General features: G+C 40.5%; 4 protein-coding genes and 1 pseudogene. All 5 read left to right on the plus strand.

From position 1 onward, the window contains the following. Window positions 1-510: 510 nt before the first annotated feature. The gene (locus PX636_RS14020; protein WP_288117620.1) at window positions 511-2,937 is read left to right on the plus strand and encodes a dynamin family protein; all 2,427 of its coding nucleotides are present in this window, start codon (window positions 511-513) and stop codon (window positions 2,935-2,937) included. Between the two features lie 206 nt (window positions 2,938-3,143). After that, window positions 3,144-4,004 carry a formylglycine-generating enzyme family protein gene (locus tag PX636_RS14025; protein WP_002796721.1) on the plus strand — a complete coding sequence of 287 codons (861 nt, stop codon included), beginning with the start codon at window positions 3,144-3,146 and terminating at the stop codon, window positions 4,002-4,004. Further along, the gene (locus PX636_RS14030; RefSeq protein WP_353853480.1) at window positions 3,964-4,359 is read left to right on the plus strand and encodes a nucleotidyltransferase family protein; all 396 of its coding nucleotides are present in this window, start codon (window positions 3,964-3,966) and stop codon (window positions 4,357-4,359) included. Before PX636_RS14025 ends, PX636_RS14030 begins: the two co-directional genes overlap by 41 nt. A 161-nt stretch (window positions 4,360-4,520) precedes the next feature. Further along, a complete protein-coding gene (locus PX636_RS14035; protein ID WP_012265546.1) occupies window positions 4,521-5,120 on the plus strand; it encodes a Uma2 family endonuclease in 600 nt (199 codons plus the stop codon). A 49-nt stretch (window positions 5,121-5,169) separates the two neighbouring features. Then, window positions 5,170-5,601 (plus strand): annotated as a pseudogene (locus PX636_RS14040) (AEC family transporter); the annotation flags it as partial. Window positions 5,602-5,709: the final 108 nt, after the last annotated feature.

Genomic DNA, 5,709 nt, shown 5'->3' on the forward strand with positions numbered 1-5,709 from the left:
AATCAGCAATTATCATTGACTCTTAAATTGGTACAAAAATATGAACAATCGCGTGTAAGCATCTCACCGAAAAGCTAATGCGCTCCAGGGTTTGGGTAGGGTTGATTCATGAATCAACCCTACCTTGAATCAACCCTACCCAAAGGCTTGAATTGAGTGATAAAATCGGAAATAATGACCAATTTTAGAAGATAGTTTCCCTTTAAAAATACCAACTCAGTAGATTTACAAAAATTTTGTTGTAAGTAGTCGGACATAAATTCTGTTGTCTATCTTAAGAAATGTAAATTGCCGCAATTCTTACTGACTACTGACTACTGACTACTGACTCCTTACCCCACAGTTAACTTTACTTTTGTCCAACTACTTAATCAATCCTGATTCTAGATTGAAGACGATGGCTTTGTCTTTGATTGCTTAAATCGCTGACCAAAGATGTGACATCTAGTTAGGGAATTTTGTTATAATCTGGGGAACAATAGCACTGTTCTTCTAGATTTGGGTTTTACCATGACTGAACTTTTACCCCAATGCAGTAATCTGGCTGGTAATGTTAACAGTATAATTGAACTATTCAAAGGCGAATCCTCTCTCCGCAATCAACAGGATACCAGCAAGATAGAAATTGCCCTACAAAAAGCCATTTCTCCCAAATTTGAAATCGTTTTTGCCGGTGCTTTTAGTGCCGGGAAATCAATGTTAATCAATGCACTTTTAGAGCGAGAATTGCTGTATAGTGCCGAAGGACACGCAACGGGTACAGAATGTTATATTGAGTACGCAGAAGCTGATGAGGAAAGAGTGGTTTTAACCTTTCTCAGCGAAGTAGAAATTCGTACTTTAGTCGATACCGTCTGTCAAAATCTGCAATTAACTAATCCCAGTAACATTAATTCCCACGAATACTGTAGTCAGTTAAACCAATACTGTCAAAAAATTATCGAACAGGAAGGGGGAGAAGGCAAATCCGAGCGAGCTAAACAAGCTCAGGGTTTAAAATTATTAATTGAAGGATTTACTCAAAATCGTGAGCGGATCCATACGCTGCATAATGCCACCTATTCCATGGAACAATTTCACTTTTCTAATTTAGCAGAAGCGGCAAGTTTTGCCCGTCGTGGTAGCAATAGCGCCGTCTTAAAACGTCTAGAATATTACTGTCATCATCCTCTCCTTAAAGATGGTAACGTTTTGGTAGATTTGCCCGGTATTGATGCCCCAGTCCAAAAAGATGCCGCCTTAGCCTATCGTAAAATAGAGCATCCTGATACTTCGGCAGTGGTTTGTGTTTTAAAGGCTGCTTCTGCGGGAGAATTAGCCACAGAAGAAACGGAATTACTCGAAAAAATTCGCTCTAATGCTGGTATTCGTGATCGAGTTTTTTATGTTTTTAACCGCATCGATGAAACCTGGTACTCAGCCCAACTAAAACAGCGTTTAGAAAACCTAATTCAAACGCAATTTCGTGATACTTCCCGCATTTACAAAACCAGCGGACTTTTAGGGTTTTATGGGTATCAGGTGAAAAATCAAACCAATATTAATCAGCGTTATGGTTTAGATTCTATCTTTGCCGAAAGTGTTAAAAATTTAGGAGGACAAGAAGAAACACCGCAATTTGTCAGCGAGTTTAATAACTATTGTGCCAACTCCGGTAAATTACTGGCAACTCCCTTTAAAGTTTCCATCCACGGTTATGAAACTCCTAATAAAAATTACTTCCGAGTTTTAAGCGAGTGGGGAACTCCTTTACTAGAGCAGTTAATTGCTGATAGCGGTATCGAAGAATTTCGCAGGGCAATTACTCGTTATCTCACCGAAGAAAAACGCCCGCAATTGTTTGCAACTTTAGCCGATGATTTACAATCTCTCTGTATCACTCTCAAAAATTATTACCAGGGTATTTATCGTGATTTAGAAAGTCAACCACGAGAAATTGAGGCGATGAAAGCTCTGGAGTTAAATCACCTCAATCAAGAGTTAAAGGAAGTGGGAGAGAAATTAACTAAACATATCGAGGGTTATGTCAATGCTATCGTGGTTAATAGCGATGAAAACTTTGAAGAAGACTTTAAAAAACTGAAAGCGAGAATGGTATCAAGATTGGATGAGTTATTAAATACTTTTTCTGTTAAAAATGCTTACTCGCAAGCGACTTTAAACCATCCCCGCAATGCTACAGCACCTTTATTAGCAGTATTAGTGGAAGCTTTTTATTATCTGTCTAACCAGCTAGAAGATGTGTTAATTGAGGAGTCAACCAGTTTAATTAGTCGCTTTTGTCAGCGTCTTTTAGATGCGGTAAGACAAGGTGATTATTATCGACAAATTTACCGCTTATTAGGCAATGATGGCCACCTAGAAAGTCAGCTAAAACAGCTAGAATTGCAGTTAATTCATGCCTTGATTTCCGAAGCAAAAACTGAGTGTGATCGCTATGTACGAGAAAATCATAATTTTTACAACGAAGGCACTTTTTCGATCTTTCAATTTCGGCAAACTGTGCAACAAACTGCCCAAGGTTATGACTGTGAAAGTATTCTTGCTGCCGAACCTGCTATCCGTCAATTACTTAAGTTAGATTTTGAGCCAAAAGTATCAGCGACAATTCATAAAAATTTCCGCCAAACTGTTAATAATACTCTGAAAAATCAATTGATACCAATGGCAAAAAAACAAGCGGCTACTATTCTACAACAGTTCAATCAAGCTCGTTCTTATCTAGAACAAACTTTAGAACAGGAAGCAGCGGAAAAAATTGCGAATAATGCCCGCAAACAGGAAGAAATTCACCAAACAATTGAGGATTATAACCAAGCGATAAACTCTCTCAATACTTGTTTAACTGCTATGGGTTTACAGAAAAATCATTTACCTGTAATTGGTGAACAAGAATTAGAGATTGTCCCTGAAGTTGTTAATGACTCCAGCAATTAATATGGGGAGTAGGAAGGTGGGAAGTGGAGGGAAAACCATCCATCTATCAAAAACCGATTTGCTGTCAAAGCAAAAAATTAATTAAAATTAAAACTCATCGGGGGATAAGCGATCGAAGTCTTGTTATTCTTAAACTGGTAGGTTTTGGGATTTTTCTAGGCCCGCAGCTTAACCCGATCAACCGATAACCGATAGAGGGGTGCAGAATGGGAGAATGGTTAGATTTTACCGATGAAGTGGTCACTGTTAATGGCAAAGGTGAGGAAATTAAACGGGAAAAAGTCACTAATCGAGGTTATAAATATTTTTTAAGCAAAAAAACCTTTTTAGAAATGATTTCTATCCCTAGCGGTCAATACCTCATCGGTGCGCCCAAAAGCGAGTTAGGCTGGAAATTGAGTCAAAGTCCCCAATCTCCGGTTAATATTCAGGCTTTTTGTCTGAGTCGCTACCCAATTACCCAACGACAATGGCGCGAGGTGGCAAAATTAGAACCGGTAAATATTGAACTTAATCCCTATCCGGCCCATTTTGAAGGTTATGATCGCCCAGTAGAACAAATTAACTGGTGGGAAGCGGTGGAATTTTGCGATCGCCTATCCCGTCTCACGGGACTCAATTATCGTTTACCCGCAGAAAAAGAATGGGAATACGCTTGTCGGGGAGGTACATCAACCCCCTTCCACTTTGGCCTGACAATTTCCACTGATTTAGCCAACTATTCCGGGGTGGACTGGGATTATGGCGGCAAAGTGTGCAGTTCTGGTCGTTATGGGGAAGGTTCCCTAGGATGCGATCGCAGGGAAACCACACCAGTGGGAATGTTTGCCGTCGCTAACCCTTTCGGACTCTACGACCTGCACGGAAATGTCAGGGAATGGTGTGCAGATTACTGGCGCGATAACTACGAAGCAGCCACAATAGAAGATAGGGACAGACGAGTTTTACGCGGGGGTTCCTGGAATGACAGCCCCAACAAATGTCGCTCGGCCTACCGGGTCAAATTTCTGGCTACTGCTGGACTCTATGATATCGGTTTTCGTGTCGTTAGCGATAATTCTCCTTAAATCTGAAAACCGATCACTGATTACTGGTGACAGGGAGGTGAAAAAATTGAACATAGAACTACCCCAGCAAATAATCAGTGAGTTTTGTCAGAAATGGCAGATATCTGAAATGTGTTTATTCGGATCGGTTTTGCGGGAAGATTTTCGTCCAGATAGCGATATTGATATACTGGTCAGTTTTCAAGATAGTGTTTCTTGGGGACTTCTGGAGTTTTCGAGGATGAAACGGGAATTAGAGAATTTATTGGGACGGAAAGTTGATTTGCTAACGAAAAAATCGATCGAGCAGAGTCATAATTGGATTCGTCAACGAGAGATTTTAGGGACAGCGCAAGTGATTTATGTGGCGGGATAAGGCTTTTTTACTAGATATTGTCCGAGCAGGTCAATTAGCTCAATAATTTGCCGATCAACTGGCAAAATTTGCAGGTGTTTGTCAGAAAAATTTTTAAAATGTACCGCTCCTCGATCGAGAGTTAGAATTGATTTTAGAGACAATAAAGGTGATTTAACCAAATGATTGCTAACTTTGACCATAACTATCTTTCCCCGGAAGATTATTTAGCAACGGAGAGAATAGCCAAGGATAAACACGAATATATTCGCGGTCAAACCTACGCCATGGCTGGTGCAAGTAAAGCCCACGGTATGATTATTATCAACTTAGCCACACTTTTAAAAAACCGGCTGCGGGGTAGTGGTTGTCTTGTCTATGCCACAGATATGAAAGTTCGTCTAGAAATAGCTAATAGTTATTTTTATCCCGATCTTGTGGTCACTTGCGACTCGCGAGATAATCAGTCTTTCTCGGAAGATTTTATCCGTTATCCGCGCTTGATTGTAGAAGTATTATCCCCCACTACGGCTGCCTTTGCTCGCAACGCGCTCGCGAAGCGAGATCGGGGTGATAAATTTGCCGACTATCGTTCCCTTGAAACTTTAGAAGAATACGTTCTTATCAGTCAAGAACGCATCAGTGTGGATTGTTTTCGTCGCAATGACGAAGGATTCTGGGTTCTTTATCCCTACAGCAAAGGAGCAGATATTTATCTAGCTAGTATCGATTTTCACTGTGCGATCGAATCTTTATACGAAGATATAACAGAAATCCGTTAAAAAATCAGATAAGTTTTTTTCTATGTACTATTTACTTTTTACTTGATTAATGCTTGCTATTCTCTCCGCTATTATTCCAGTGGGTTTTATCATCCTCATCGGTGTGATAGCAGGAAAAATTCTCACTGTGGAAGTGCATTCCCTTTCCCAAATCACGGTGTATATTCTTGCCCCCGCTTTGGTAATTGATGGACTCTATCACACCACTTTATCCGGCAGCAATATCGGTTTAATTCTCCTAGGCTTTGCCCTTATTTCACTGGTAATGGTGATTGTCGTCGAAATTATCGCCTATTGTCTTAGTCTCGATGATGATACCCGCAAAAGCCTCATGGCTGCCGCCGTGATGCCCAATAACGGTAATATGGGTTTACCGGTGGCTAGTTTCGCCCTGGGTGCGGCTGGACTGGAAAGAGCGATAATCTATATGATTGGCTCTAGTATTCTTTTATTTGGTATTAGTCCCGCTTATTTCAAGGGGTGACAGAGGGGCTACAAGCTAGATAGAGCGGGGGGTCTAGCCAAACGACCCCCTAAAGAAATAGAGTGGTTAGGACAACCACTCAAAATTTTAAAATGTTACCTTCAT

This window comes from Microcystis sp. M53598_WE2, assembly GCF_030067735.1.
Taxonomy (GTDB): domain Bacteria; phylum Cyanobacteriota; class Cyanobacteriia; order Cyanobacteriales; family Microcystaceae; genus Microcystis; species Microcystis aeruginosa.